At 68.1% G+C, this 24,938-nt stretch carries 23 protein-coding genes and 3 pseudogenes; 12 read left to right on the top strand and 14 right to left on the bottom strand.

The annotated features are described in order from the left end of the window. Window positions 1–12: 12 nt before the first annotated feature. The 5 genes from ACIOGX_RS00615 to ACIOGX_RS00595 all read right to left on the bottom strand — a co-directional run bounded on the left by ACIOGX_RS00615 (window position 13) and on the right by ACIOGX_RS00595 (window position 4,969). Window positions 13–633, bottom strand: a complete 621-nt coding sequence (locus ACIOGX_RS00615; RefSeq protein ID WP_401908935.1) for a dihydrofolate reductase family protein — start codon at window positions 631–633, stop codon at window positions 13–15. Further along, window positions 633–1,139 carry an SRPBCC family protein gene (locus tag ACIOGX_RS00610; RefSeq protein ID WP_401908933.1) on the bottom strand — a complete coding sequence of 169 codons (507 nt, stop codon included), beginning with the start codon at window positions 1,137–1,139 and terminating at the stop codon, window positions 633–635. The genes ACIOGX_RS00615 and ACIOGX_RS00610 overlap by 1 nt, the downstream gene beginning before the upstream one ends. A 3-nt stretch (window positions 1,140–1,142) precedes the next feature. Next, window positions 1,143–1,484 carry a metalloregulator ArsR/SmtB family transcription factor gene (locus tag ACIOGX_RS00605; RefSeq protein ID WP_356512905.1) on the bottom strand — a complete coding sequence of 114 codons (342 nt, stop codon included), beginning with the start codon at window positions 1,482–1,484 and terminating at the stop codon, window positions 1,143–1,145. A gap of 154 nt (window positions 1,485–1,638) precedes the next feature. Then, window positions 1,639–2,832, bottom strand: coding sequence for a tetratricopeptide repeat protein (locus ACIOGX_RS00600; RefSeq protein ID WP_401908930.1), 1,194 nt, complete (start codon window positions 2,830–2,832; stop codon window positions 1,639–1,641). A gap of 1,420 nt (window positions 2,833–4,252) precedes the next feature. Next, window positions 4,253–4,969 (bottom strand): CDP-diacylglycerol diphosphatase, encoded by a 717-nt coding sequence (locus tag ACIOGX_RS00595; RefSeq protein WP_401758302.1) that lies wholly within the window; start codon window positions 4,967–4,969, stop codon window positions 4,253–4,255. 582 nt (window positions 4,970–5,551) lie between these two features. On the opposite strand from ACIOGX_RS00595, the gene ACIOGX_RS00590 reads away from it, so the two are divergent. The 3 genes and pseudogenes from ACIOGX_RS00590 to ACIOGX_RS00580 all read left to right on the top strand — a co-directional run bounded on the left by ACIOGX_RS00590 (window position 5,552) and on the right by ACIOGX_RS00580 (window position 7,370). Next, entirely contained in the window at window positions 5,552–5,926 is a 375-nt protein-coding gene (locus ACIOGX_RS00590) for a VOC family protein (RefSeq protein WP_401758299.1), read from the top strand. A gap of 125 nt (window positions 5,927–6,051) precedes the next feature. Then, window positions 6,052–6,627 (top strand): annotated as a pseudogene (locus ACIOGX_RS00585) (transposase); the annotation flags it as partial. An 89-nt stretch (window positions 6,628–6,716) separates the two neighbouring features. Beyond that, on the top strand, window positions 6,717–7,370 hold the full coding sequence (locus tag ACIOGX_RS00580; RefSeq protein WP_384770733.1) for a ScbR family autoregulator-binding transcription factor: 654 nt from the start codon (window positions 6,717–6,719) through the stop codon (window positions 7,368–7,370). 224 nt (window positions 7,371–7,594) lie between these two features. Here the strand turns inward: ACIOGX_RS00580 and ACIOGX_RS00575 are convergent, their stop codons facing one another. Both ACIOGX_RS00575 and ACIOGX_RS00570 read right to left on the bottom strand, forming a co-directional pair. Beyond that, window positions 7,595–9,103 (bottom strand): hypothetical protein, encoded by a 1,509-nt coding sequence (locus ACIOGX_RS00575; protein WP_401908926.1) that lies wholly within the window; start codon window positions 9,101–9,103, stop codon window positions 7,595–7,597. A gap of 637 nt (window positions 9,104–9,740) precedes the next feature. Next, on the bottom strand, window positions 9,741–10,670 hold the full coding sequence (locus ACIOGX_RS00570) for a LysR family transcriptional regulator (RefSeq protein ID WP_401908923.1): 930 nt from the start codon (window positions 10,668–10,670) through the stop codon (window positions 9,741–9,743). A 114-nt stretch (window positions 10,671–10,784) separates the two neighbouring features. Between ACIOGX_RS00570 and ACIOGX_RS00565 the strand changes: the two genes are divergently transcribed. Continuing rightward, window positions 10,785–11,312 (top strand): DapH/DapD/GlmU-related protein, encoded by a 528-nt coding sequence (locus tag ACIOGX_RS00565; protein WP_401758291.1) that lies wholly within the window; start codon window positions 10,785–10,787, stop codon window positions 11,310–11,312. A gap of 643 nt (window positions 11,313–11,955) precedes the next feature. On the opposite strand, the gene ACIOGX_RS00560 is transcribed toward ACIOGX_RS00565, so the two are convergent. Then, entirely contained in the window at window positions 11,956–12,519 is a 564-nt protein-coding gene (locus tag ACIOGX_RS00560; RefSeq protein WP_401908920.1) for a dihydrofolate reductase family protein, read from the bottom strand. 88 nt (window positions 12,520–12,607) lie between these two features. Here ACIOGX_RS00560 and ACIOGX_RS00555 point away from each other — a divergent pair, with 88 nt between their 5' ends. After that, window positions 12,608–13,588, top strand: a complete 981-nt coding sequence (locus ACIOGX_RS00555; protein ID WP_401908918.1) for a GNAT family N-acetyltransferase — start codon at window positions 12,608–12,610, stop codon at window positions 13,586–13,588. A 79-nt stretch (window positions 13,589–13,667) separates the two neighbouring features. Next, entirely contained in the window at window positions 13,668–13,847 is a 180-nt protein-coding gene (locus ACIOGX_RS00550; protein WP_356518374.1) for a hypothetical protein, read from the top strand. A 24-nt stretch (window positions 13,848–13,871) separates the two neighbouring features. On the opposite strand, the gene ACIOGX_RS00545 is transcribed toward ACIOGX_RS00550, so the two are convergent. Both ACIOGX_RS00545 and ACIOGX_RS00540 read right to left on the bottom strand, forming a co-directional pair. Then, window positions 13,872–15,446 carry an MFS transporter gene (locus ACIOGX_RS00545; protein WP_401908914.1) on the bottom strand — a complete coding sequence of 525 codons (1,575 nt, stop codon included), beginning with the start codon at window positions 15,444–15,446 and terminating at the stop codon, window positions 13,872–13,874. A 345-nt stretch (window positions 15,447–15,791) separates the two neighbouring features. Further along, window positions 15,792–16,025: pseudogene (locus ACIOGX_RS00540) on the bottom strand (FAD-binding protein); the annotation flags it as partial. A gap of 90 nt (window positions 16,026–16,115) precedes the next feature. On the opposite strand from ACIOGX_RS00540, the gene ACIOGX_RS00535 reads away from it, so the two are divergent. From ACIOGX_RS00535 to ACIOGX_RS00525, 3 genes are all read left to right on the top strand, one after another. Then, the gene (locus ACIOGX_RS00535) at window positions 16,116–16,730 is read left to right on the top strand and encodes a helix-turn-helix domain-containing protein (protein WP_401908911.1); all 615 of its coding nucleotides are present in this window, start codon (window positions 16,116–16,118) and stop codon (window positions 16,728–16,730) included. A gap of 130 nt (window positions 16,731–16,860) precedes the next feature. After that, on the top strand, window positions 16,861–17,733 hold the full coding sequence (locus ACIOGX_RS00530; protein ID WP_401908908.1) for a class I SAM-dependent methyltransferase: 873 nt from the start codon (window positions 16,861–16,863) through the stop codon (window positions 17,731–17,733). Window positions 17,734–17,794: 61 nt separating this feature from the next. Beyond that, the gene (locus ACIOGX_RS00525; RefSeq protein ID WP_401908905.1) at window positions 17,795–17,950 is read left to right on the top strand and encodes a hypothetical protein; all 156 of its coding nucleotides are present in this window, start codon (window positions 17,795–17,797) and stop codon (window positions 17,948–17,950) included. 139 nt (window positions 17,951–18,089) lie between these two features. On the opposite strand, the gene mdlC is transcribed toward ACIOGX_RS00525, so the two are convergent. Continuing rightward, the gene (gene mdlC, locus ACIOGX_RS00520; protein WP_401908902.1) at window positions 18,090–19,664 is read right to left on the bottom strand and encodes a benzoylformate decarboxylase; all 1,575 of its coding nucleotides are present in this window, start codon (window positions 19,662–19,664) and stop codon (window positions 18,090–18,092) included. A 440-nt stretch (window positions 19,665–20,104) separates the two neighbouring features. Next, window positions 20,105–21,019: an alpha/beta hydrolase gene (locus tag ACIOGX_RS00515; RefSeq protein WP_401908900.1), complete on the bottom strand. Its 915-nt coding sequence runs from the start codon at window positions 21,017–21,019 to the stop codon at window positions 20,105–20,107. Window positions 21,020–21,133: 114 nt separating this feature from the next. Between ACIOGX_RS00515 and ACIOGX_RS00510 the strand changes: the two genes are divergently transcribed. Continuing rightward, complete coding sequence (locus tag ACIOGX_RS00510; protein ID WP_356518367.1) at window positions 21,134–21,550, top strand: MarR family transcriptional regulator; 417 nt, start codon at window positions 21,134–21,136, stop codon at window positions 21,548–21,550. On the opposite strand, the pseudogene ACIOGX_RS00505 reads toward ACIOGX_RS00510, so the two are convergent. Further along, window positions 21,534–22,186, bottom strand: a pseudogene (locus ACIOGX_RS00505) (hypothetical protein). The gene ACIOGX_RS00510 and the pseudogene ACIOGX_RS00505 overlap by 17 nt on opposite strands. 228 nt (window positions 22,187–22,414) lie before the next feature. Here ACIOGX_RS00505 and ACIOGX_RS00500 point away from each other — a divergent pair. Next, window positions 22,415–22,870, top strand: coding sequence for a MarR family transcriptional regulator (locus ACIOGX_RS00500; protein WP_356518366.1), 456 nt, complete (start codon window positions 22,415–22,417; stop codon window positions 22,868–22,870). A gap of 629 nt (window positions 22,871–23,499) precedes the next feature. Here the strand turns inward: ACIOGX_RS00500 and ACIOGX_RS00495 are convergent. Further along, a complete protein-coding gene (locus ACIOGX_RS00495; RefSeq protein WP_401908896.1) occupies window positions 23,500–24,078 on the bottom strand; it encodes a TetR/AcrR family transcriptional regulator in 579 nt (192 codons plus the stop codon). Between the two features lie 81 nt (window positions 24,079–24,159). Between ACIOGX_RS00495 and ACIOGX_RS00490 the strand changes: the two genes are divergently transcribed. After that, window positions 24,160–24,933 carry an oxidoreductase gene (locus ACIOGX_RS00490; RefSeq protein ID WP_356518364.1) on the top strand — a complete coding sequence of 258 codons (774 nt, stop codon included), beginning with the start codon at window positions 24,160–24,162 and terminating at the stop codon, window positions 24,931–24,933. Window positions 24,934–24,938 lie beyond the last annotated feature (5 nt).

Below are 24,938 nucleotides of genomic sequence, written 5' to 3'. Positions count from 1 at the left end.
AGGTCGGGACGATTACCGCTTCCGGACGGCGTACGTCACATGCGTCACCCTCGGGGAGGGCTCCGCGCGGACCTGCTCCAGGGCCACACGGCCCGCGTCCACGCCCTCGAACAGGCGGATTCCGGAGCCGAACAGCACGGGTGAGAGCGCGATCGAGAACTCGTCGATCAGGCCGGCGTTCACGTACTCCAGGATTGTCGCGCCGCCGCCCGCGATGCGGACGTCGCGATCATCGGCGGCCTCGCGGGCCTGGTCGAGGGCGGACTCGATGCCGTCGTTGACGAAGTGGAACGTGGTCCCGCCCGGCCGCTCCCAGGGGTCACGCTTCTCGTGCGTCACGACGAAGACCGGCGTGTGGAACGGCGCCTCCTCCGGCCACATCCGCTCGCCGGCGTCGAACATGCGCTTGCCCATCACGCTCGCGCCGGTGCGCTCGAACGTCTCCCGCACGATGTCGTTGTCGCGCCCCTCCTCGCCGCCCCGGCCGAGCTTCAGGTTCTCCCGGAAGAACCGCTGAGGGAAGATCCACTGCTGTAGTTCCATCCACAGCTGCCCCATCAATTCCTCGGGGGACTCGGGCGCGATGAAACCGTCCAGCGACATCGACACGCTGAAGAACACCTTCCCGGCCATCAGCCCTCCGCTCCCTTCCGAACGATCTCGGCGACGTACGCGGCCAGATTGCTCAGGGTCTGCCGGCCGCCCTCGATCGCGTGGTACTTCTCGACTGCCTCGTCGCGCAGCTCCTTGGTGGGGAACACCGTGCGCATCTCGATCCGGGTCGCCGCACCGTCGGGCTCGAACGTGATCACCGACTCGAAGGCGTTCGGGTCGTCGCGGGTCTCGCCGTGGAGCATCGCGATCCGTTCCGGCGGGGCGAGCTCGGTCCAGCTGATCCACTCCTGGTAGTCCGTCCCGTCCGGTCCGCGCATCACGAAGTCCCACACCCCGCCGACGCGGAACGCGAACGCCCGCGTGGTGGTGGTGAACCCTTCCGGTCCCCACCATCGCGACAGGTGCCGCACCTCGGTGAACGCCTCGAACGCCAGCTCCCGTGGGGCGTCGATGATCCGCGAGATGACGATCTCGCGGTCGGCTGTCGGCGACTGCGCCGGCGTTCCTCGTTCTGTCGTGCTCATCAGTTACTCCGCTTTCCTTGTCTGCTTCAGGTCCTGCACGTAGGCGTCCAGCCGGTCGAAGCTCCCGTTCCAGAACTGCTCGAAACCGCCGGTCCACTCGTGGACGGGCCGCAGCCCATCGGCGTCAAGGCCGTACAGACGCTGCTTGCCTGCCTTGCGGTCGCACACCAGCCCGACCTCCCGGAGCACCCGCAGGTGTTTGGACGCCCCCGGCTGGGTCATCCCCAGCTCCTGGGCCAACTCGGTCACCGACCGCTCACCAGCCCGCAGCAGTACCAGGATCTCCCGGCGCTGCGGCTCGGCGATGGCGTTGAAGACGTCCGATGTCGTCGCTGCTCGTGCCATAGGGCAATCGTATGCCGATATCGGCATACGTCAAGGTCGGAAGGAATCAGGTGGGTCACGGGCAGGCGGGTGTCGAACGGCAACCGGGTCTCGTCGGTGCATGCGCGCAGGTACGACGGGCGAGCGGCTTGGAGCCCTGTACCAGGCAGGACTTTCAGAATGGTGGCTCGTCCGGCCACAGCTGTGTCGTCGGTACGGCAGGCGGTGGTGGGTCTGTGCGCTGTAGGAGGGCCAGGGCGTCTTTGATGCGGCCGAGGTCGATGAGGTAGCCGGCCAGGGTGCTGGTGTTGGCGGGGGCATACTGCTCGAGGACGATGACGGCGTCCTCGGTGCGCCCGGCGTTGGCCAGCAGGGTGGCGACGTGCTCCGCCGCATACGAGGTGGTGCCCTCAGGGTGAGCTCGGGTCAGCTCGACGGCCTCGTCGACCCGGCCGCAGGCGGCCATCAGTGGGAGCCTGATCCAGAACAGCTCCCACTCCTCCTTGCCACGGCGGGCCTTGAGGTCGTCGAGCCAAGTCAGAGCGTCCTGCGGGCGGCCCTGGTCGGCGTACAGGGTGCACAGCACGTCGACGATCCAGTCCTCCGCGCCGCCGGGGGCGTCGGCCAGCGCACGCATCACCTCGATCGCGTCGTCGTAACGGTCGTGCCGTGCCAGGAGGCGTGCGAGTTCCACTGCCGCGTTGCCGCGGCGAATGGACGCGTTGCCGGCCTGCCGGTAGACGGTGATCGCGCCGTCGACGTCGCCGCGCTCCTCGAGCAGCTCTGCAAGGCGCCGCGCGGCGTGCCCGAGAGGTTCGGTGTCCGCGTAGGAGCGCAGCTCGTCGATCCGGTTGTGCCGGGCGAACAGGTCGGCGAGCTGGTCACGGCCGTTGAGTGAGGTGAACTGGCGGGTGGACAGCAGGGCGACCGCCTCTTCGACGCGGTCCTGGCGTTCGCGGACGGTGGCGAGCAATCCGATTGCCGGGTGGGGCTCCAGGCCGCGGCAACACCACGGGGAGTCGCACGCGTGCCCGGCCGGGATCCGGGCGGCGAGCAGTCCGGCGGCCTCCTCGTCACGGCCGGCGCCTTGCGCGACGTCGATCAGTGCCTTGGCGAGGGACCAGTCGTCGATGTGGGGCCGCAGCAGGTCGAACGCCTCGTCGGCCAGGCCGTTCCGGGCGAGCAGCCGCGCGAACGACGCCAGCGCCGGCCCGCCCCCGGTCTCGGCGTACGAGCGGGCCGAGGCCATGTGCGTGCGGGCGAGCGCGACCGCCTCCTCACCGCGTCCCCATTCCTCCAGCAGCCCGGCCGTGGCGGCGGCTGCTGCGCCTCGACCTGCCGGTCCTGCCCGCCGAGCACTCTCGCCCACTCTCGACAACACACGCTCGCCGCCGGCCGTCCACGACAGCGCCAACCAGTCCGGAGCGGACCGCGTTTCCGCCGAGTGGATGCCCCCCGGCCCGCTGGGCGACCTGCCGCTACATCTCCGACTGGGTGACCGTGAAGACTTGCTGGGGCCGATGAGCGGTAGCGGTGGTTCCTCTCATCTTCGTGCCCTCGATCGCACGGCTCCGCCCCGCGGTTGACCTCGCATCACATGCGAGCTTGTCGCGTCGAGTGTGACCTGGTGGCCACCTGGCGTCCGGGGGGATCCGTACCGCTGACAGCGGTACGGATCCCCCCGGACGCCTCCATGCGGCTGGTGACGGCGTTCCTACCGGCACCTCGACAACGCGGGGCGTTCGTCCTGCACCCCCCGATTCCTACCGTCAACAGGTGTGACGGAGGTGGGGAACCCCGCAGAGCTCACCACACCTCGACAAGCTCCGGTTCAGACGCTCGGTGAAATCCCGAGAGACACACCGTTGATCGCCCCTGCCGAGTTCACCGGGGCGGCGTGGGTGATGGTCCGTCCGAAACACACCGACCAGGATTTCGCACCCACCCCCGATGACGAGCATGTCCACTCGTTCAGGTAACCGCTGGAGTTCGCCAGGTCCATTGCCGCTGTCGCACGGTAGGAACTGGATCGTTCGTTGCGCACGATCACCGCCCCCTGTACGCCGTTCCCGTTCCCGTTCGACGCCCTGACCGCGCAGACCTGAGCGAGCACATCGGACTCGATGTGGACCGTACGGGCGCACCGCCAGAGGCTGGTGCTGGAGGTGATCGGATTTGTGTTCCCGTACGGTCGCCAGCTGCCGCTCTCCGCGGCTGCTGCGGAGCCGGCGGTCGCCAGACTCAGACCGACGACAGCAGTGAGCGCGGCTGTCGACCCTGCGACCATCCGGGTAACTCGCGTGGTGATCCGTCGTGCTCGTTTCACGGTCATGTTTTCTCCCCCTTGGGCCTCGGGCGCTTCCCTGAGGCTGGTGGTGTTGACGGGGTCGATACTGCCGTGGTGCCGGCGGAACGTCTTTGGCCGAGAGTCCACACGTCTTGACGATGCGTCTCCAAGCAACCCTCGGTGGTGGCACTGGCTTTGGCACATCGGACCAGCTGCGGAGCGGTGCTGATCGGCGGCGAGGGGCGCCCCGCTCAGCCGGGCCGTCGCCCGAGAGGCAGCGACCGTGCGAGGCATCCGGTACCCCATCGCCCGCACCCTCATCCGACAGCCGGGCAGCCCTCCCGACCGGGCCAGGCAGACTTCGCAAGAAGCCGAACAGTGTCGCGACCGACAAGGCTCACAGCGACGGGCCGTGCCGCAAATCCCCTCGGGCCGGCAAGCCTCTGCGAGGACGTCGGCGTCACCGCACCGCCCCCCGGGGCCGACTGCCATCGAGTAGTCGTCAGCTGTACACCAGCAGGTAGTCGCACGTGCTCGTGCCGTCGTGGAGGGACGTGTCGCTGTTGAGGACGTAGAAGGAACCCGCGAATCCGGTGGTCGTCATCTTCGGGATCACGATCATGGTCTGGTTCGCCATGCTCAGCGAGTTCGGGACCACCACGTTTCGGTACAGCAGCGTGAAAAGGTTCTGCTGGAGGTCGTGGAGCCTGAGGATGCGGTAGACACGGTCGCCTGAACCCGCGGGCCCCGAAATGGGCGCTTGGTTGCCCGGGGCGGCCCATTGGGAGGGCTGGGTGGCCATGCGGCCCTGGGATTCGAGTTCCTGGAGTCGCCTCTGTGTGCTCGCCCTGATTCCGGCCATGTGAATATGCAGCTGATTGAACTGGCGGGCGCCCTGCGAGTTGATCCCCAGCCCGATATTCGGGTACTTCACGGGGACGCTTCCGCCGCTTCTCGCGTTCTCCCACGCTTCCTGCCAGTAGTTCGCAGCCGAGTTCATGTGGATGAACGGGCATTCAATGCCCGTGATCCGGCACGAGGGGAGGAGGAGATAGTTGTGCGTATTCTCCGGTTTTCCGTGCAGCACGACGTAATTCGAGGTCGTCTTCAAGCAGTCGGGCTTGGGCTGCGGTGCCGGTGGGACGGTGCCCTGCGTGCAGTACTGGACGTCGTGCCAGAGCGGGTCGTTGTCGGTGGGCCGGCCGCAGAGGGACTGCATCTGAGAAGGCGGACAGGGACTCGCGGGCCCACCGGGAGGAGGAGGTGGGGGACACGACGGGGCGGAGGACGGTCCTCCGTGCGCCGGACTCGCCGTGGCGGTCGTTCCCGCCATGACTCCCGCACCGGTCAGCAGCGCTGCGGCACCAAGGGTGCCCGAGAGCGAAACGAATTGACGCCGGGGAAATTCGTTCGCGTTCTTCTGGTCGTTCATGCGTGTGATCTCCGATAGTGATGACCGTTGTCTGAATTTGGCGGCCGCGAGCGAAGGGCGTTTTCGCCCCGGTTCTTCGCCCCTCGCCGATCCGTTCACAGAATAGGGATGTGAGATCGAATTACCCTTCGACTACACGGGTTGGTGTGTCGTTCCGCCATTGAGAGGCATTCCGTTTGCGGTATGGGTACCGCTTACCGTCGTCGGTAGAGAGTCTGCCGATGTCGAAATGCCGCCAAGCCTCGCAGCCAGGGCATTCCCAGGTGGACCACGCTGTGTCGTTCGGTGAAGCGGTTCATCGCAGCCGGCTTCTCGTTCGCCGTACTCCAGCTCTAGATCGTGATCAGGCATCGTGAAACGCTGCCCTTCATGATCGCCAATGTGCACTGTGTGGTGTTGGACTGTGCCGATGTCGTCGAGCTGTCCCGGTTCTACCAGTCGCTTCTCGGCGGCGTGGTGAACCAGCCGGATCCACGGTGGTCGCTCGGCGACGACTGGGCGACGCTCCACACCGACGGGCTCGTGCTTGCCTTTCAGCAGGTGGAAGACCATCAGCCACCACGGTGGCCGGACCCCGCCCGGCCCCAGCAGTTCCACCTGGACCTGGGGGTCAAGGACCTGGATCGAGCCCAGGAGGACGTTCTCAACCGGGGTGCCACGCTGCTCGACGAGGGTGACGGAAAACGGAGTTGGCGCATCTTTGCCGACCCGGCAGGTCACCCGTTCTGTCTCGTCCGAGACTGACAGGAGGGCACGGTAAGGGGGCGGGCCACCGATGATCGTCGTGCGTTGCGCGGACCAACGACGAGACGGTGGCCGTGGGCCACAGCATAGATCCCGCCCGGTGCCGGGGGCGGTTCGAGGCGGCCATGAGCCGGATCGCGGGACGGTTCAGCCGCTACGAACCCCGCCTGCACGCCGGGCGGTCAGTGCTCGGCCTGCTGTCGGACCCGCCGCGTAAAAGCCGCTGGACGATCGCGGAGCGGGCCGGGGAGGTCGGCGCGCACGCTACACGCGGCGGCGGACCGGGAGTTGTCCATCCAGCGCTGCTGGACGAGCGATCCGGCTGACCGCGTCCCGGCGGCGGGGCTCGGCGAGGACACCGTCTTCGCGACCACGCCGCAACTGGCCCACGATGATTGAACGCCCCCTGGGCGCCGGACACCACGTGGACCGGGTCACCGGGGATGAGGTCTACGGCGACAACCCGAAACTGCGCACGGCCGCAGCGCACTGCCACCGGCGAACTAGCCAACTACCGCTGCTTCTCACCCCAGCCGGCGCCCAAGCCCGAGTGGGTGCGTGGAGCCGGATCCAGATGGCGTGTGGAAGAGACCTTCCGGACCGCGAAAGAACTGGCGGGACTCGATGAACACCCAAGTCCGCCTTATCCCCTCTGGATCCGCTGGGTCGCCCGCGCGAAGCTCGCTCACGCCTTCAGGGCGCCCCCGGGGGACTCGGCTCTCTGTAAGATACGAACTCGCCGGTTTTTTTGTGGACCGGGACAGCGGCCGTGCAGGTGAAGGAGGCGAAAGTGGCGAAACAGGACAGAGCCATCCGTACGCGTCAGACGATCCTGGGGGCAGCAGCCCGCGTGTTCGAAGAACACGGATACCAGGCAGCCACCATCACCGAAATCCTCACCACCGCGGGCGTCACCAAAGGCGCCCTCTACTTCCACTTCCAGTCCAAGGAAGACCTCGCCCACGGCGTACTCAGCGAACAGGACCAACGCCTCACCGTCCCCGACCGCCCCTGCAAAATCCAGGAAGTCGTCGACGTCATCATGCTCCACGCCCACCGCCTCCAGACCGACCCCATGGTCCGCGCCGGCGTCCGCCTCTCACTCGACCAGCAAGCACACGACCTCGACCGCAGCGGCCCCTTCCTCAACTGGGCCACCGTCATGCGCGAACACCTCGAAAAAGCACAGACCCAAGGCGAACTCCTCCCCCACGTCCAGCCCGCCGAAAGCGCAGACATCCTCGTAGGAAGCTTCGCCGGCATCCAGGCCATGTCCCAAGCACTCACCGACTACCACGACCTCACCGACCGCGTCCGCACCCTCCTCCACCACCTCCTCCCCAACATCATCCACGCCTCCATCCTCACCACCCTCGACCTCACCCCCACCCGAGGACAAACCGTCTACAACGAACTCACCACCACACCCCACACCACCACCTAGAACTTGTCCGGCCGATCATGCGACTACTGCGTGCTCGACTGGTTGTTGAGGACGTGGGGCGGGGCGGGGCGGACGAGCGTGCCCGCGCGCGGCGGTGGCGTCAGGGGCGCTTCGAAGTGGCCTGTGCAACCCTGACGATGTCGGTGTCGCTCCGCAGGCCAAGCGGTGGGTGGAGCGCGGCCCCGTCACTCGGCTGACGCCCCCTCACCGAACGAAGCGACGCCCTAATCCCTGACCTTGAGGAAGCGCATCCGGGTTGCGCCATTGCTGTCGGTGCCGCCGGCCTCGGCGTTGGAGATCTTGCCGCCGGTGAGGACGAACATCAGGTGCAGGCGGACCGTCCGGGGGCCGGAGGTGACCGCGTACTCGGTCATGATGTGTGTGGTTCCGCCTTGCTGTTCCTGCCTCGCCGCGTTGATCGCCGCGATCTGGGTGAAGCTCGTCAGGAGGGTGTCCGTGGTCTCGTCCCTGAGCCAGCCGATGATGTAGCCGCTGCCGCCGGTGGCGGAACCGAGCGCGTACCGTACATCGCTGTCGATGTGGTACACCCCGGCTTCCGGGAGCACGATGTCGGACTCGGGGATCGGCACGTCGGTACCAGCCTGGGCGAGGAGGTTGGCGTTCTGCCTCTCGGAGTTGAGGAACGCGCTCACCGGCGTGAGGCGGGCACCGATCTCCCACCTTTCGGGGCAGCCGTGCGTCCCGGTGACGTCGATGTCCACCGACCGTTCGGTGCTGCTGTTGCCGCCGGGAGCGATACCCGTCAGGTCGATCCGCGGCACGAGCAGCCCACCGGTCGTGTTCCGTGCGGCATTGCACGGGGACGGGTCCAGAGCAGGCGTGTCGGGCGCGTACAGACACCCGTCGCTGCCCCGGGTGATGGCGTTGCCCCGGTCTGTGGAGATGCACGGAGGGCGGGCGGTGGCGCATCCATCCTGGCAGGAGGCGACCGGGATGACCGGCGGGACCGCGGCGTAGGGAGTCGAGCCGTCGAGGGTGTCGGTCGTGCAGGTGACCGCGCCGTCGCAGTTACGGCAGGTCGTACGGAGGAACGGCCTGCCGCAGCCCGGGGCGGACGCCTGCACGGTGAGGACGAAGCTGTCGACGGTCCACTGCTTGGGGCCGACTCGGCAGGCGTCGTCGTTGCCTGTTTCCAGGTTGAGTTCGACGACGATCTTTCCCGCGACAACGTCCGCGAGGGACACGGTGGTCGGTGGGATGACGCCGTTGTCGTCACCACCCGCTGGCAGATCGGGCGGCCCCAGGAGATCGGTGCGGATCGGGGTCGTGCCGTTCCACAGCGCGAAGCGGCCGTAGAGCTGGCAGGCCGTGTTCCTGCCGTCGTTGTGGACATGGACCGAGGCGCTGATCGTGACGCTGGTGGGGTTGCCGCGCAGTGACGTGGGGTCGATGTGCACGACGCCGGCGAGCCAGGTGTGCTGGCCGTTGTGCGTCCCGTCGTCGGCCGGGAACGTGCCCGTGCCGCTGTTCAGGATGGTCTGGGCGACGACAGGGTCCAGTGCGGCATGGGTGTTGGCGATGGTGTAGTACGGCGTCGGGTCGGTGCTGCTCGCGGTCGCCGCGACCCGGTACGGCGCGGAGTCGCGCAGTGGGGTCGTCTCGCAGTGCTCGCACGGCTTGGAGCAGCGACAAGCAACGGGAGGACAGGCCGGCTTGGAGGGCTGACAGCCGCCGATGGCGATGGGGGACTGCCCGCAGCCGCATCCACTCATGGGTCAACTCCTTGTGTGAGGTGGAGTGGTGACAGTGACGGTGTGCCCGTGCCACTGTGGCGCGGTTGGGGCACGAGGGGATGGTGCGCCGGCTCGTCGGCCGAAACGGATGAAAGCCGAGAGGGCGGGCGCGTTGAGGGACACCGGTGGACCTGAAGTCGGCCACGCAACCGGGGGAGTGGAAGAAGACCGTCCGGCGGACCGCTCGTCGAGTCGTGGCTGACGTGTTGTGGCTGACATGACATCGATCGTCATCCAGCTACGTGTTCCCGCAGCCGGTCATATCCTTGGGGTGGGAAACAGAAGCGGCCCTGTCGGCCCCTCTTCGCGATTCAGCTACTGATACTGGGCAAACCGCGTTGGGCGCTCGGACATAGGAATACCTGAAGCTCAGTCACTTGACTTCTTCGTTGCCATTCCTAATGTACTATCCCGTGATCTGCCGGGCATTACCCCGTTAGAGTGGCCGATTTCATCATCAAGGGGGCGGAGCGCTCACATTTCTACCGGCGTACGAGCCGGGAGCGGATGGCCGACCGGGCCCGCTGCACCCGGACCTCCATGCCGATGCCGAAAGAGGCGACCGGAGGCGGGGGAGCGGTACCTCCAGGGTGTGTCTGTCGATTCGGTCGTCTGGTCAGCGGTCCATCCAGTCCGGCGCCCACACGTCGTGCGGGGTTCGCGGGCCTGTGGTGCGCAGATGATCGCGTAGCGCGGTCAGCACGGGGTGCTGGTCTCCGCTGCGGAACAGCAGCACGTGCGGGTAGACCGGGGTCGGGTCGTGCAACGGGATGCGCCGTAGGTCGTGGGTCTGGGTCCACAGGTACCGGTCCCCGCTGCCGACGAGGGTGGCCAGCGAGGCCGAGTCGGCCAGCGCGTCCATCAGGGCCTCGTCACCGAAGTTGGGGCCAAGCGCGTCGATGCTCAGGCCGAAGGCCTTGGACAGCGCCTGGTAGAACGCCGCCCACTCCGTGCCCGGCCTGATCCCGGGGATCCAGATACGGTGGCCGGCCAGATCCGCAGGACTGACCCAGGGTGCGTCAGCCAGCGGGTGGCAGGGTCCGACCAGGAGCTCCAGGGGTGCGTCCAGGAGTCGTTCGGCGCTGATCCCGGCCGGGACCTGGTCTGCGGGCAGGGCACGGAAAGACGCGTCGACGGTCCCTTCGAGCACCGCCTGGGCGGCCTGTGCGGCGTTCTCCTTGCTCAACGTGACCGTGTCCAGGTCCGTCTCGGGGCGGGAGCGGTAGAACCGGTAGACGGCCTGGGCCGGGGAGATGCGCCGATTGAGGACATCGACGCGCAAGGGACGGCTGCCGGGGCGCACGGCGTGCTCGGCCTGCTCTATGGCCGCCAGGACCTTCTTGGCGTGCGGCAGGAAGACCTGCCCGTCCAGGCTCGGCCGGGAGCCTCGGGAGGTCCGCACCAGGAGCGTGACCTCGATGTGTCTCTCCAGGGCCGCGATCCGCTTGGAGACGGCCTGTTGGCTGATCCCCAGCTTGTCGGCAGCAGCCTGGAACTGGCCGGTCTCGGCGACGGCCACGAACGTCCGCAGCGCTTCAACATCCACGCTTCCACTCTACTTTCACAACCATGTGTTGTGTCTGGTGTGGTGCAGGGTTGTTTGATCGAGTGCTCTGCGCGGTGGTGGGATCAGCACATGTCTACCCGCACAGAGCAGGTCATGTATGTCCAGACAACTGAGTTCGAGCGTCATGCGGAGAGGATCGTGGAGGTGACCGATGCGACGTCTCGACTGAACGTGCTTCCGTTCAGCGACAGCGAGGGTCGCGCGGAACTCCTTTCCGTTGTGTTCGGCGGCCCGCTGCCGGAGTCGGTGATGATCTACCCGCCGTTCTTCACCGAGTGCGGGCTCAACACGAAGTTCGGGGAGAACGTCTTCGTCAACCAGGGATGCACCTTCATGGACAAGGGAGGCATCCGTATCGGCAACGGCGTCATGATCGCTCCCAAGGTCAGCCTCATCACCGGAGGCCATCCACTGGCCCTGGCCGAGCGCCGCGAGTACCTCTCCTTCGCCCCGATCGTCATCGAGGACGACGTCTGGATCGGGACGGCTGCCGTGATCACGCAGGGGGTGACCCTCGGTGCCGGTGCGGTGGTCGCTGCCGGTGCGGTGGTCACTCGTGATGTTCCAGCCGGCACCGTGGTCGCGGGAGTGCCCGCCCGGGTGATCAAGACGATCGACTGAGCCCGGCCGGGCTGTCGGCCGGGTGCGCTACGCCTCTGAGGTCTGACCCTGATGCCTCGTCACGCCCGGCTGACCGACCGGCGGTGGGACCGCCTCCCGCTCGCCCGCGCGGACGACGATGGGCCGATCGACTGGCGGGTGGCGGTGGCGGGTGGCCGGTGGACTCCACCATCACCCGGGCCCGCCAGCACGCCACCAACACCCGCTGCCCCGAGAAGCGCCGGGCGGGCCGCAGCCCGAGGGCAGGGCCTCGACGTTTACGGAGAGCCCGCCGGGCACGCGATCGGCCGTTCCCGCGACCGGTTCCGGCGGCGCGGCGTCTGGCCGCCGGAACCGGACACCTTCGGCTGGGCTGTCGCGGACTGCCCGGGATGCCTGATCCGGCGGAGGCCGCATGGACGGTCCGCCTGACCAGGGTCAGCGGGAGGGCCATCGGCGCCTGAACGGCTACACGCGGGGCTGGTGCGGACGACCATCGGGGGTCGTGCACCGGGCGCCGGGCGCAGCTACAGGTGGGGCAGGCAACATCGATGCCGCCCGGACCGATCATTCTCAAACTGCCGGTCGTCAGGATCGTCCTCGCCGCCCGACATGACCACGGGTCGAGGATCGCAGCGGCATGGCGGAGTCGCGTGACGGGTGCTCAGCGTCTCGTCTCGTATCTGGTCAGGGTCACGCCGCCGGGAAGTGTTCGCGTCTCGATCAGGTTGAGGTTCACCCAGTTGTCCAGCGTGGTGAAGAATGGTGTGCCGCCGCCTGCCAGGACTGGTGCGGTGGCCAGTATGTATTCGTCGATCAGTCCGGCTCGCATGGCTGCTCCGGCGAGTGTGGCGCCGCCGATGTCCATGGGGCCGCCGTCCTCGGCCTTGAGGCGGGTGATTTCGGCGACTGCGTCGCCGGTGACCAGGCGGGTGTTCCAGTCGACCTTGTTGATCGTGGAGGAGAACACCACCTTTGGCATGTCGCGCCAGCGGCGTGCGAACTCGATCTCGGCCGGGGTGGCGTTGGGGTGTTGGTCGCCGGTCGGCCAGTGGGAGCTCATCGTCTGCCACAGCTTGCGCCCGTACAGTGTCAGGTCGGTTGCCTGCAACTGGTCGGACCAGAACTGGAACAGTTCGTCGCTCGGTACGCTCCAGCCGATGTCGTCGCCGGGTGCGGCGATGTAGCCGTCCAGGGTCAGGTTCATGCCGTAGATCAGTTTCCGCATGGCGCCAGCCTTCCGTGAGTCGGTTTCACGCGTACAGACCGGCGCGGCGCGGGAAACTCATCGGTGCGCGTTCTGAGTTCGTTCGCGTGTGGTTTTCGTGCTCGGTGGCTCAGCCGCGGACTCATCGTCCGGCCGAGGAAACGAGCGGCTGAGGATACCCGATGCCGATCTGTGGCTCTTCGACTCCCACACCCTGGTCCGCATGCACATCGACGACTCCGACTCCACCGTGGGCGTCGAGCCGATCGAGGGCGGCCCCGAGATGCTCGCCGCCTGCCGGGCCCGCGATGTCCTCATGTCCCTCGCCCTTCCTACTGCCGAAGTGTGGGCGCAGGTACAACGACCGAACCCGGGCGTCCGCCGCCCAGATGCCCAAGCTCGTCGATTACTTGGTGAGCTTGGGCGCCGGTATCGGGGGCGTGATGAAGGCAACATGATCACCGTCTCGACGGTGGGGCGGCGATCACGCGGCTACGTTGCTGCGATGAGCGACACCTCCCTGCTCGGCCGCACTGTCCGTCTCGTTCAGCTGTCCGTCGATCATGCAGAAGCGTTGTTTCCCTCTGCGTCGGATCCCGAGGTCTGGCGGTGGATGCCCCGGCCTCGGCCAGGCTCTCTCATAGAGACGCGGGAGATGATCAGCCAGATGCTGGCGGATCGGGCCAGACGGTGCTTCGCCGTTGAGCGCCTGACGGACAAGGCAGTGATCGGCTCGACCAGCCTGTATGAGTTCGACCTCGCCCAGGGCCGCGCTGAGATTGGTGCGACCTGGTTCGATCGCGCTTGTTGGGGCGGCCCCTACAACGCCGAGTCCAAGCTCCTGCTATTGGCACACGCCTTCGACGACCTGGGCCTCGTCCGAATTGCCTTGCGTACCGACAACCTCAACGTACGGTCCCAGCAGGCGATGACACGGTTGGGGCTGGTCCACGAAGGGACGTTGCGCAGCCACATGGTGCGCCAGGACGGCACGCGCCGTGATTCGCTCTACTACAGCGTCCTCGTGGATGAATGGCCATCCCTGCGCGAGAAGCTGGTTGCCCGCGTGGCGGCGAAATTCACTGTCTGATCGTGTAGCGGCCCGTCACCGTGAGAGGAGGACCCGCTTCCGCAGGAGGCGAAAGCCGGCGCGGCCGAACATCTGCCTCGTGAGCTTCTTTATCCGGCGGTGGAGCGGCAGACCAGGGCGAGCCGCGATGGCGGCAGCCGAGACGCTCGGACTCGACTCGTCGGTGGGGCAGCGGCTTTTCAGGGCGGGTACGTTCCTGGAGCGGGTCGTCGAGGATATGAAGGAATCGGCCGACCGCTGGCGCACCCTCCTGAGGTGAGGGGCCCTGATCATCCTGTCCATCTCACCCATCCGCGTTGGCCTGGAGGGGTGCGGTGCTCTTCGGGCCGCGCAGGGCGACGTGGACGAGCAGGGCGGCCATGACGGCGGCGCCGATCCACATGGCCTGCTGCCAGCCGTCGACGAACGACCGCTGCGCGGCGTGGATCAGGTCCTGGGCGTGGCTGCCTGTCGCGGGCGCGACCTCGATGGCGTTGGCGATGCCTTCGCGTGCGGTGTCCGCGGCCCCGCTGGGGATGCCGTCGAGCTTGCCGTCGAGGGCGCCGCGGTAGCCATCGGCCAGCAGAGCTCCGAGCATGGCGACGCCCAGGGCGGTGCCGAACTCGCGGGTGACATCGTTGAGGGCGGAGGCAACGCCCTGCTCGGCGCGGGGCAGTGAGCTGGTGATGGCCTCGGTGGAGGGGGTCATCGACAGACCCATGCCGGTCCCCATGGCGAGCATCCCGGCCAGGATGGACAGGTAGCCGCCGTCGACGGACACGAACAGCGCCATCAGGGCCAGGCCAAGGGTGGCGAGGGCGACGCCCACGGTCATGGTGAAGCGGGCGCCGATCCTGGCAACCATCGTGGGGGCCAGGCCGGAGGCCATCATCATCATGACGGCCATCGGCATCATCGCCACGGTGGACAGCAGTCCGGACCAGCCGAGTACGGCCTGGAAGAACGGGAAGAGCACGACGGCGATACCGGCCTGGACGCCGAAGACGACGAGCAGGGTGATGGAGCCGGAGGCCAGGCCGCGCTCACGGAAGAGGCGTACGTCCAGCAGCGATGCCTCGCGGCGGTGCAGCTCCCAGGCCACGAAGGCGAGGGCGGAGGCGACGCCGACGGCCAGACTGATCAGGGTGATGGGGGCGGTCCAGCCGCGCTCGGGGCCTTCCTGCAGGACGAAGATCAGACCGATCACGGCGATGGTGGAGACGAGTGCGCCGATGGTGTCGAAGGAATGGGGGGAGCGTTCGCGGGAGTTGGGCACCGACTTCAGTGTCATCACCAGCGCGACGACGGCCAGGACCACAGGCAGCGCGAACAGCAGGCGCCAGTCGGCGACATCGATCAGCAGGGCGGAGAGGAACATTCCCAGGATGCCGCCGCCTCCGGCGACACCGGTCCACACACCGATCGCCTTGCCCCGCTTCTCCTCGGGGAAGGTGGAGGTGATGACGGCCAGTGTGATCGGCATGATCATCGCGGCGCTGACGCCGCTGGCCACACGGGCGGCGATCATTATCCCGGCCGAGGGGGCCAGGCCCGCGACGACGCCGGCGGCACCGAAGATGACCAGTCCGGTGATCAGCATGGGCTTGCGGCCCAGCCGGTCACCGATCGCGCCGAGCGGCAGCAGCAGCGCGGCCAGGGCGAGGGTGTAGATATTGATGATCCACAGGACGGTGTTCTGCGAGGCGCCGAACTCGACGGCCATGTGAGTCTGGGCGACGTTCAGCCCCGACACCGAGGCGATGACAGCCATCAGTGCGATCGAGACGGTGATCAGGATCGCGCGCAGCTGACGCGCATCCGGCGTACCCTCGCGGCCGGTTGGCGCGGCCGCCGCCCGTGGAGGCTGATTGATACTCATGGTTTCCTTCCCAAAAGGGCATGTGGAATCAGCGCCGGGACAGGACCGGTCGCCAGGTCGGTGAAATGTCGCCAGGTTGGTGAGACAGGGCTTGCTCACCGCGCGGACCATTGGATGACGGTCGCGCGCTTCGTCAGCAGCGCCGCTTACGTGTCACGCGGTGGTCTTCTGTACGGCAGCGAGCGCGGCGTCGGTGTCCGCGGCGGCCAGTACGGCGTTGATGCGGGAGCCGACCAGGGCTCCGGCCGCGGCGGGGCGCCGACCTGGGCGGTGAGGTCGGTGGCGTTGCAGGCCAGGCCGGTGCCTCCGCCGCAGCCGGGATCTCGATGGTGCCTGCCATGGCCGACGGCCGCGCTCGAGGATCTCGGGCGGCGGTGTGCCGTCCAGGACGACGAAGCCGTGCATGGCTGCCGCGGGAGCATTGCGGGGGGTGCCGCTGTCGATCACGACGACCGAACGGCGCGAGCGGGCCGACACCAGCGCGCCGTTCAGGCCCGCGGCGCCGCCGCCGATCACCACGACACCCACAGTCCCGGTGTGCAGCTCGTCGCCGGCGTAGCGGGAAGTCAGCGCGGACATGCCTGGCCCTTTCTCGTACCCCGGCCCCGTGCTGGACCAGCTGTATGCGACGTTAAACGCGCCTTGCATCATGGGCATACGATGTTGCTCATGACGCAAGAAGATGGGCAGCTGGACAGCCTCGTACGCAAACGGATCCGCGCGCTGCGCGTCGCGCAGGGCTGGTCGCTGGAGGAACTGGCCACCCGCGCCAACCTCAGCCAGTCCTCACTGAGCCGCATCGAGAACGGTCAACGCCGCCTCGCCCTGGATCAGCTCGTCACTCTCGCCCGCGCCCTGGACACCACCTTGGACCAGCTCGTGGAGAACGCCGCCGACGACATCGTCATCAGCCCGATGATCGACAGCGCTCACGGCCTGATGCGCTGGCCCATGAAGGGCGACCCCGGCATGAGTGTGATGCGTCAGAGGATGACCGACCCGCCGCCCGACAACCCGGCCCGCATGCGTGCCCACCCCGGCCGCGAATGGCTCGTCGTGCTGTCCGGCACCGCCATCCTCATGCTCGGCCACCGGCGCTATCGCATCGAGACCAACCAGGCCGCCCAGTTCCCCACCATGATGCCGCACGCCATCGGCGCCGAGGGCGGACCGTGCGAGATCATGGGGATCTTCGACCGCGACGCCCGCCGCGGCCACCGGAAGGACGCCGGCGCCGACGGCACCGAAGCCGACTGCGGAGGCGGGCAGGGCTTCAGCGAATAGGACCCGGAGGCCGCGCCAGAGGCCCCGCTCCGCCGGGCGATCTTGCGTGATGGGCAGCGTACCCGGCCACCTTCTTGCGTATTCGGCAAACATTCGTGCTATCTGCGCATGACCCTCTTACGGTGTTGCCATGACCCCAGCGCATCAGCACACGTCCCACCCTGACGACTCACACGGCCACCGCCAGTCGCACGACGACAGCGGCCAGGCGGAAATCCTCGACCTGGACGCCGATGTGCTCGCCCAGCACATCGCGTCCATCACCGCCTGGCTGCCGCTCAAGAGCGAGCCGCGCCAGATCGTGGACCTGGGCTGTGGTACAGGAGCGGGCACCTTCGCGCTTCTCGACCGTTTCCCCGAAACGCATGTCACCGCCGTCGACGCCTCGGCCGGGCACCTCCAGCTCCTGCGCGAAAAGGCATGCGCCCGCGGTGTGCGGGAACGCGTGCTCGCCGTGCGGGCCGACCTCGACACCCACCACTGGCCCGATCTCGGCACACCGGACCTGGTGTGGGCCTCGGCCTCGATGCACCACATGGCCCACCCCGACCGCGCCCTCACGAGCGTCCACGACCTGCTCGCTCCCGGCGGCCTGTTCGCCGTCGTCGAGCTCGCGGGCTTCCCCCGCTTCCTGCCCGCCGACGCCCCCGAGGACCGGCCCGGTCTCGAAGAGCGCGCCCATGCCGCGACCGACAGCTTCCACGCCGAGCACGTTCCGCACCGCGGCGCCGACTGGGGCCCGATGCTCACCGCCGCCGGCTTCACCGTCGAGGACGAGCGCACCATCACCGTGAACATCGAAGGTGAGCGCGGCGAAGCGATCGGACGCTACGCCTACCGCAGCCTGCAGCGCATCCGCGGCGTCGCCGCACCCGCACTCAGCCCCGAGGACCTCGCCGCACTCGACAGGCTCCTCGACACGGACGGCCCGAACAGCATCCTGCGCCGCGACGATCTCGCCGTACGCACCGAGCGCACCGTCTGGGCCGCTCGCCGCGCCTGACACCCCGGCACCCCGGGGGTGCCTGCCGCGCAGCCCAGCATCCGAAGCGGGCGCCCTGATCGTGACGGCCCAGGCCGCCGACGGCGTGAAGGCAGCCGGCGGGCTGGTCGACGGAACGAGTCCCGTCCCCTCCGGCAGCTCCCTGGAACTCCCTGACAATCGGGTCGGCTTCGTCGGCGGCGCGGACGGCGCGTCGACGTCGGCGAGCGCGCCCTGATCCACGCTGCCGACCAGTGCTGATACGCCCCGCCCTCTGCCGGAACCCATCAACCTGCAACCAAGGAAGACCCATATGAGGCAGGACGTGAAGAACAAGGACATGGTGAAGCCGTGACGCCACAGGACCCCGCCGGCGGTCAGCGCTGGAGGATCTCGACGAGGCGGGGTCCGGTGGCGTCGGGGCCCTTCTTGAGGTACTCGGTGAGGTCCTCGAGGGTTTCGGCTCGGTGGACTTCGAGGCCGTAGCCGCGGGCGATGTCGAGGATGCCGAGGTCGGGGATGTGCAGGTATTCGCCCTTGGGGACGTGCAGTTCTTCGGCGAATTCCTCCAGCGCGCGGTATTTCGTGTTGGTGCACACCACGAAGGTCACCGGGACCTTGTGGCGGGCTGCGGTCCACAGGCCGGCGATGGTGTAGTGCGGGGAGCCGTCGCCGAGGAGGCAGACCACGGGCCGGTCGGGCCGGCCGAGTTTGAGGCCGATCGCGGCAGGAAGACCCCAGCCGAGTCCTCCTGCGGCGGAGTAGAAGAGGGAACGCGCGCGGGCAATCGTAAGCCGGTCGCGGAGCATCTCGCCGGAGGTCCACTCAAGCGAGAAGACGGTGTTGTCGTCGCGGGTGCCGCGGTCGATGGCGTCGAGGATGGCTTCGGCGGTGAAGTGCGGTCCGCTGGTGTCGGCTTCGGTGATCGTGAGCGGCGTGGGCCACGGCCGGTCGCTTTCGGCGACCGCGCCGCTGACGCGGACCAGGGCGTCGGAGGCGTCGCCGACGAACATTCGTCCGAACGGTGCGCGGGTGGCTTCGTCGGGGTCGTCGGTGACGGCGTAGACGGTGGTGCCGGGCTGGAGGAAGTCCTCCGTGCTCGGTGCGTGGTAGCGGAAGACCGGGGCGCCGAAGCAGACGACGGTGTCGTACTGCGCGAGGATCTTGGCGAGCTCGCCCGCCGCGGTCGGAAGCAGCCCTTGGTGGCAGCGGTGGCGTGTCGGGAAGGGGCAGCGGGGGGCGCTGGGGGCGACCCAGACGGGGAGGCGGGCGCGTTCCGCCAGCGCGACGGCGGCCTGGAACCCCTCTTCGGTATCGGCGCCCGGGCCGAGGACGAGCGCCGTTTTGGAGGCACCGTTGAGTGCGGCGACCAGGGTTTCGACCGTCTGCGGGGTGACGACGGGGGATCCGTCTACGGCACGCTGAAGCAGGAAGGCCTGCGCGTGGTCGTCCGCGGGCTCGGGCCAGTCGTCGAGGGGCACCGACAGATAGACGACGCCGCGCGGGGCGGAGTCGGCCAGCATGAGTCCCTTGGACACGAGCGCGGGGCCGTCCTGAGGGCGCAGGGGTTCGTCGGCCCACTTGACGAGAGGCTCGGTCAGCTTGATGGGATCGACGTTGGTGAGCAGGGCGCCGGCCGGCACGTAGCGCCGTGTCTGTTGGCCAGCCATCACGACCACCGGTGTGTGGCTGGCCTGGGTATTGGTCAGGCACCCCATCGCGTTGCCGGTTCCGGCGGCCGCGTGCAGGTTCGCGAAGCCGATGGTGCCCGTGGCCTGAGCGAATCCGTCCGCCATCGCGATGACGGCGCCTTCCTGCAGGCCGAGGTAGTAGGGGATGTCGTCCGGAAGCCCGGTCAGGAACGGCAGCTCGTTCGACCCCGGGTTCCCGAACACCGCCCTCACTCCGTGGTGGCGAAGGATTCCATAGAAGGCGTCACTGACAGTAACCACGACAATGCATTCCTTACTCACGGCGCCCGGACGTAGCTCCACCACTATGAGGATGAATCGCCACATAAGCTAACTTCGCGAATAAGTAGGGGTGTGTGTCGTCCCGATCGTGGGGGCACCCTCGTGATGCCACCTCACCCAGGGCTTCCAGACGGGCTGCGGGACGGACGGGAGGAGCGGCGGGGGGTGCGGTGGGACGAACACGGCACCTTCGTGGATCTTGCGGCGTAGAGATGCGCGAGCTCAGCCGCCGCGCGTTCCCCGAGCCCGATGTCGTCCCGGACGATGCGCCGCCCCCGGTCGACGTGGCCCGCGCGCGGCGACGCTCCAGCGTCGGACACGCTGAGGACGCGGGCGCGTGCCTTGCGGCTGGCGTGGCAGGCGGGACTTTCGTAACACGCCTAGTGCCGTGACCGCATAGGTGCACCGAGTTGGTTGATTTACAGGTTGTTCAGATAAAAGTTGCCGAGTCGGTCGACGGCGGCGTCGACGTACTCGGGCTCGTCGTACATCTCGTAGTGGCCGGCGCCGTCGATCACCATGATGTCGACCGGGTTGGGTGCCAGCTTCCACAACCGCATGCCGGACTCGTAGGAGCCGGTGTTGCCGATGCGTCCGGCGAGGATGACCTGAAGAGGCTGCGTCATGAGCTGGTCGACCAGGTGATACGCGTCGTAGCCCAGCAGCAGCGAGTCCCCGCGCGCGAGACGGCGGTTCGTGGAGTGTGCGTGCCCGCCCCGCTCGGTGCGGTAATAGGTGACTGCCTGGGTCGTGTCGATATCGGTGAGCCCGGCTGCTGTGGCTTCTTCCAGGGTGTCGGGCAGCCAGTTCACGCGGGTCAGCTCGCCGGAGTGGGTCTCTTCGATGCGCGCGTCAGCCATGGTGTCGAGTGCGGCCGCCGCGCCATCCGGCTGGAAGCTGCGGAACGACGTGCCCATGTTGCCTGGGACGACCGTGCCGACCGCCTTGATGCGATGGTCCGTGCGGGCGGTGTGCACTGCGTAACCTCCGCCGGCGCAGATGCCAAGGACGCCGATGCGTTCCGGGTCGATGCCGGGCATCGTGCTGAGCGCGTCGATCGCGTAGGAGATGTCCTCGCCGCGGCGGTAGGGGTCTTCGAGGTCGCGGGGCTCTCCGCCGCTACGACCCTGATGGGCGGGGTCGAACACGAGCGCGGCGATGCCGCAGGCGGCGAGGCGGGATGCGTAGTTCGCGCCGATCTGCTCCTTCACGCTGCTGCCGGGCGTGGAGAGCACCACGGCGCGCAGCGGCGCCGCATCGTCGATGTTGTCGGGCAGGTAGAGGTCGGCCGCGAGATCGATCGGTCCGCGCGGGATCATGATGTGCTGAAGCATCTGATGACGCCTTCACGTAGATGTTTGTTCCATGACTGTCCAGTACGAAACACCATGCAGTACAATTCAGAACTAATTCAGAACTGTACCACCTGAACGGATGGAGGGGCTTGCGTGGCGGTCGACGGGGCGCAGCTGTGGACGCTGAACCAGCGTCTGCTGAGCGTCGTAATGGATGCCTGCAGCGCTGAACTGGCCGAGCTTGGGCTGGAGACGAAGGAGTTCTTCGTGCTGGCGGAGGTGGCCGCGTCGCCGTATCCTGCCGGACTCGCGGCGGCGCTGATGATCCCTAAAGCGAGTGTGACGGTTTACGTCCGCAACCTCGTCGCAAAGGGGTTCATGCGGCGCGAGATCGACGACGAGGACCTGCGGCGGCATCGGCTCATCCTGACTGCCGAGGGCGAGGCGGCGCGGGACCGCGCGCTCTCAGCGCTCGCGGCGGAGTTCGACCGCAGGCTGGCGAGGATTACCCCGCAGGACCGCACCGATCTGCAGCGCATCCTTCTGGAGATGCTCAAGACGCCAAAATGAGGCCGTGATGACAGACGGTCGGCCTTCCCGGTGAATGCCCTGCCCGCTGGCGCCCGCCCCAGCGGATGCCCTGCTCCCTTCGGATGCGAGCGCGTTCCTTGCGTTCGGCGGCCAGGGCGTCGCGGTGACGGGCGTTGGCGTTGCGCCAGCTCAGGCAGACGTGCAAGGTCCGGGTCTGCACGGTGTGGTTGGGGTGGTTGGAGTTGGCGATGGTGAACTGCCACAGCGGTCCGAAGTGCGCCTCGATCGGGTTCGCCCACGAGACGTTGGCCGGCAGCCGATCGGGGCGCTGTCGTTCTGCCCGGCCCGAGCCTGCGGTGGGCCGGATCCCCAGCGGGCCGAACCCGTCGAAGGCGGAAACCGGTCCGGGAAGCGGTCCGGGACGTGCTCGATACGGTCCGGCTTCGTCCCCCGTTCGGGGTCCGGAGACTCCTTCCAAATCTTGATGCGCTGGCAGGTGACACCGAGGCGAGCGAGCAAGCGCTGGGCGATCACCGGGACGCGGTTCCCGCCGGCCGAGGCCAGCATCATCGCCCGCCGGTAGCGCACCGAACTGGTGCTGCCCCGGCGCACGACCTGCTTCGGCTTCCGCCTCTCCTGGTCGGTCAGTCTGCGCACACGGACGGGCTCGGCCAGCGCGCCTCCAGCGGTCGGATCAGACGTCACCGCACATCCAACCGCCACGACCACCACCCCGGCGAACCTGCGCGGTCAGAGCACCAGGCCCTGTCTTCGAAGTAGCGCCGTCCACCCGGACGCCGCCGAGCAGGCCACCGGATGCCCGCAGGTGCTTGACCTCATGTTTGGTTGGGGTTCTACGTTCATTCTCACCAGTCAAGATCCGAGGATGGTGAGGGCGGAACGATGGAGTACTCGCACAACGACACCGAACTGGTCAAGCAGCCGATTGGCTATTGGAGCGGGGCCGCTAGCAAAGCAGTTGTCACGAACATCCGCGCCGGGCTGGCACAGTTCGATGTCACCCAGCCCCAGTGGTGGGTTCTGAACCAGGTGGCCACGAGCGAGAACGGCCGGACCCGCGAGGAGGTGACGATAGTCCTGGAGGGCTACTTGGACGTGGGAGTCGCGCTTGCGGGGGAGATCGACGCCCTCCTCGACCGGGACTTGCTGGCGCTCGACAGTGAGAACCGCCTTCGGCTGACCTCTGGGGGAGACGCGGTCTATCGCCAGTGCGCAGAGCGCCAGTGGGCCATGCGGAAGCAAGCCCACGACGGCATCACTGATGAGGAGTACCTGGTTACCCTCAAGGTGCTCCAGCGGATGATCCACAACGTCGGAGGCGAGGCATGGCACCACTAGGCCCTGTCTTCAAAGTCCCGCCTGCTCGGCGACGCCCGGCACACACGCTCGCGGCGTTGCCGGGATCACCCCAGTACGTCCAGTACGGGGGCGACCCTCCGCCTTGCGATCGCACGCACCGGACGCCGCCGAGCCCGCCCTCCGGGCGGACGCCACTACTTTGAAGACAGGGCCTAGAGACGGTTGTGGGCGGGCGCCGCAGCACGGGGGGAACCTGACCTGGGTAGCGGTGGCTTCGCCCACATCAACTGTCGGCGTTTATCTGCGGAGTCCAGCCAGGCGGCGACCGTAGGTGATTGCCGGCGGCGTCGCGGCTTCACGTTCCGCCGGTCTCGTTGAGCAGGCGGTGGTGGCCTTGTTGCGGTGGCCGAGAGCGTCCGCGACGACGGGAGCGGGCGTCTCAAGGAGTTGTTGTCGGATGGCGGCGCCGCGGGCGGCAGCCGCTGGGGCACCGAGCTCGTCGAGAAGTGCGGACAGGCGGTCGGGGCGGAAGGGGCGGCCCGGCCGCCGACGCCCTGCGCCCGCTGCGCGACCCGGACGGGCCGGAGCTGGACGAGGGCGACGACGGAAGCGGTCAGGAGTAACGGACTGGACCGACCCGGTGGTGCACGGCACGCGGCACCCGACTCTCAGGGCGCCTGCGGGGCCCTGTGGCGCAGGCCGTCGAAGAGGAGAGCAGTGATCTGCCGGGCCTCGACCAACCAGCCCTCCGTGGCGCGCATTCCACAGACGCCGCCCAGGGCGCGCAACAGGGTGGAGCCGGTGACGTCGTCGCGGACGGTGCCGGCCGCGCTGCCGGCTTCGAGCAGCAGGGAGAGGGCGTCGGCCATACGCGTGCGTGCGTCGTCAAAGACCGGTGAGTCCGTCGCCATGATGCTCTCCAGAACACTGGACATCCCCTTGCCCACCGCCGCGTGTTCCACGAGCAGCAGCAGGAAGCGCCGCAGCGCCTCCTCCGGAGCGTGATCGTCCAGCAGGTCACCGGGCGCATCACACAGGATGTCGACCTCTGTGCGGTAGACCTCCTCGATCAGCGCCTCGCGGGTTTCGAAGTGGCGGTAGAGCGTTCCGACGGCGACGCCGGCGCTGCGGGCGATGTCCTCCACGTGCGCGTCGGTGTCACCGCCGAGGAATGCCTGGCGGGCCGCGGACAGCAGTGCCTCGCGGTTGCGTCGTGCGTCGGCGCGCAGCGGGCGTGATGTCGGCAAGAGAACCTCCATAAGGTGAGTCCGGTTCCGTTTACGTGTACCGTTTCCGGAGTCAGGTTCATCTTACGGAGGAGAGACCTCATGCCCATCACGGACAACAGCCTCGACGGCCTTCGGGTACTGGTCACCGGTGGTAGCCGGGGCCTGGGCGCGGCGACCGCGCGCCGCTTCGTCGCCGCGGGAGCGACCGTGCTGACGGCCTCCCGCAGCCGACCCGTGGAGGACAGTGGTGCCACATTCCTCGCGGCGGACCTCTCCACGCAGCAGGGTGTGGCCGAACTCGGCCGCCGGGTCGTGGAGCGGGTGGGCGGCGTGGACGTGCTCGTGAACAACGCGGGCGCGGCGAGCGCCCCGGCGCCGACCCTGAGCCGGTCGGACGAATCCTGGCAGGCGGACCTGGAGATGAACCTCCTCAGTGCCGTGCGCCTGGACCGGGCCCTGGTGCCGGGCATGGTCGAGCGGGGCTCCGGCGTCGTCGTGCACGTCTCCTCGATCGCCAGTCAACTGCCCCAGCGCACCGAGGCCTCCTACGCCGCCGCCAAGGCCGCGCTCAACACCTACAGCCGCGAACTGGCCACCGAGGTCGGCGAGCACGGAGTACGCGTGGTCTGCGTGCTGCCAGGCTTCGTCGTCACCGACGGCGCCACCGCCCACCTGAAACACATGGCGGAGAAGCAGGGCGTCACCACCGGGGAGGTCGCGCAGCAGATCGTGGACCACCTGAAGGTCCCCATGGGCCGCCCCGGGGATCCCGAGGACGTCGCCGAGATGATCGCCTTCCTCGCCTCCGGCCGCGCGAAGTGGCTCACCGGAGCGCAGTTCCGCGTCGACGGCGGCATCATCCCGACCGTCTGAGCAAC

The organism is Streptomyces sp. NPDC088147 (genome assembly GCF_044741565.1).
GTDB lineage: Bacteria > Actinomycetota > Actinomycetes > Streptomycetales > Streptomycetaceae > Streptomyces.
This window is presented reverse-complemented; position numbering and strand designations above follow the sequence as displayed.

What these genes read in the sequence shown, in the direction of transcription:
- ACIOGX_RS00575 (WP_401908926.1), bottom strand. Translation starts at nt 9,103, where the DNA reads ATGAGTGGATGCGGCTGCGGGCAGTCCCCCATCGCCATCGGCGGCTGT.
- ACIOGX_RS00530 (WP_401908908.1), top strand. Translation starts at nt 16,861, where the DNA reads ATGACCCCAGCGCATCAGCACACGTCCCACCCTGACGACTCACACGGC.
- ACIOGX_RS00590 (WP_401758299.1), top strand. Translation starts at nt 5,552, where the DNA reads ATGATCGCCAATGTGCACTGTGTGGTGTTGGACTGTGCCGATGTCGTC.
- ACIOGX_RS00595 (WP_401758302.1), bottom strand. Translation starts at nt 4,969, where the DNA reads ATGCAGTCCCTCTGCGGCCGGCCCACCGACAACGACCCGCTCTGGCAC.
- ACIOGX_RS00605 (WP_356512905.1), bottom strand. Translation starts at nt 1,484, where the DNA reads ATGGCACGAGCAGCGACGACATCGGACGTCTTCAACGCCATCGCCGAG.
- ACIOGX_RS00615 (WP_401908935.1), bottom strand. Translation starts at nt 633, where the DNA reads ATGGCCGGGAAGGTGTTCTTCAGCGTGTCGATGTCGCTGGACGGTTTC.
- ACIOGX_RS00560 (WP_401908920.1), bottom strand. Translation starts at nt 12,519, where the DNA reads ATGCGGAAACTGATCTACGGCATGAACCTGACCCTGGACGGCTACATC.
- ACIOGX_RS00535 (WP_401908911.1), top strand. Translation starts at nt 16,116, where the DNA reads ATGACGCAAGAAGATGGGCAGCTGGACAGCCTCGTACGCAAACGGATC.
- ACIOGX_RS00565 (WP_401758291.1), top strand. Translation starts at nt 10,785, where the DNA reads ATGTATGTCCAGACAACTGAGTTCGAGCGTCATGCGGAGAGGATCGTG.
- ACIOGX_RS00500 (WP_356518366.1), top strand. Translation starts at nt 22,415, where the DNA reads ATGGAGTACTCGCACAACGACACCGAACTGGTCAAGCAGCCGATTGGC.
- ACIOGX_RS00545 (WP_401908914.1), bottom strand. Translation starts at nt 15,446, where the DNA reads ATGAGTATCAATCAGCCTCCACGGGCGGCGGCCGCGCCAACCGGCCGC.
- ACIOGX_RS00515 (WP_401908900.1), bottom strand. Translation starts at nt 21,019, where the DNA reads ATGCTTCAGCACATCATGATCCCGCGCGGACCGATCGATCTCGCGGCC.
- ACIOGX_RS00490 (WP_356518364.1), top strand. Translation starts at nt 24,160, where the DNA reads ATGCCCATCACGGACAACAGCCTCGACGGCCTTCGGGTACTGGTCACC.
- ACIOGX_RS00610 (WP_401908933.1), bottom strand. Translation starts at nt 1,139, where the DNA reads ATGAGCACGACAGAACGAGGAACGCCGGCGCAGTCGCCGACAGCCGAC.